Origin of the sequence: Enterobacter cloacae complex sp. P18RS (assembly GCF_014982105.1) — a bacterium.
GTDB lineage: Bacteria > Pseudomonadota > Gammaproteobacteria > Enterobacterales > Enterobacteriaceae > Enterobacter > Enterobacter hormaechei_C.
Map to the genome: position 1 here is coordinate 1 of NZ_JADCKV010000056.1, position 1320 is coordinate 1320.

Annotated in this window: 1 protein-coding gene; it reads left to right on the forward strand. The window is 32.7% G+C overall.

The annotated features are described in order from the left end of the window. Positions 1 to 185: 185 nt before the first annotated feature. The coding region (locus INF61_RS22660) for a site-specific integrase (protein ID WP_193548149.1) at positions 186 to 1320 on the forward strand (1135 nt) is incomplete at its 3' end.

Genomic DNA, 1320 nt, shown 5'->3' on the forward strand with positions numbered 1-1320 from the left:
TCTTAATATCGGGTATGGATACTATTTACTAGCCGTACCTGTTTATTTGACGTCAAATAAAATTTTTCAAGCCATTAATATAAATACCAATTAAACAAGATTCATTGTAAAAAATTTGAATTATTTTGAATAGGAATATATTTAATAAGTGAGAGTGATATTAATTTGTTAAGTTTGAGGTGAAAATGGGATATAAAGTAAAGAAATTCATCATGAGTAGTGGAGAGCGAGGATGCCTGATCCTTGATAAAAAAAGTAATCTACCAACTTACTATCAAAATCTATTTCATACTACAGACATAAGAAATAGAGGCGCAACAGCCTCAACGATGGAAATAGTTGCAACTAACTTACTAATTTTCAGTAATTTCTTGGATGGTAGGGGAATTGATATAATTGAGAGAGTTGAACTTAAAAAATATCTCAGCGTTGCAGAAATAGATGATCTGGTAAGATATGCGAAACAAAGATTCGACAGACAAAAAATCATAAATATAAAATCGACAAATTATAGGTTTATTGCGAAGAGAACCTTTAGTTATAGAATACACGTTTTTTCACGCTACCTTAAGTGGTTATGTGGATTAGTTCATTCGTCAAAGGGGATTCATGCAAAGTATGAAGTAGACGTATTTATTGAAAGTATCAGAGCACATATTCCAAGAAACAGTTCATTGAATATGAATGAAATATCTGAAAAATCGTTAAATGAAGAAGAGATCAAAGTGCTTTTCCGTCTATTGGAAATTGGCGGGATTGAAAACCCTTTCCATAAGGAAGTACAGGTCAGGAACAGACTAATATTTACCTTGCTCTTAAATTTAGGTTTAAGGGCTGGAGAGTTGCTCAATCTTAAAATAGATGATTTTGATCTCAGAGACAACACTTTAAGTGTAGTCAGAAGACATGATTCAAAAGAAGATGGAAGATCTTATCAACCATTAGTAAAGACTGGAGAAAGGGTTATTCCGTTATCTGATGAGTTAGCCTGTGAAATTTTTGATTACATAAGCAATAGCAGAGAAAAAATGACAAAGAGGAAAAAGCATAATTTCTTATTGGTGGCTCATTGCACCGGAAAAAACGCAGGAGAACCCTTAAGCATTTCAGCTTATGAGAAGGTGATATCAACACTGAAACGAGCAAGTCCAGAGCTATATAATCTTTCAGGCCATAGGTTAAGGCACTCTTGGAATTATATGTATTCTAAAGGAATAGAAGGTGCTGAATTAGAATATAGTAGAAGGAAAGATTTAAGGAATTATCTAATGGGTTGGTCAAAGGAGTCAATAATGTGTGATAGATACAACTATAAATATA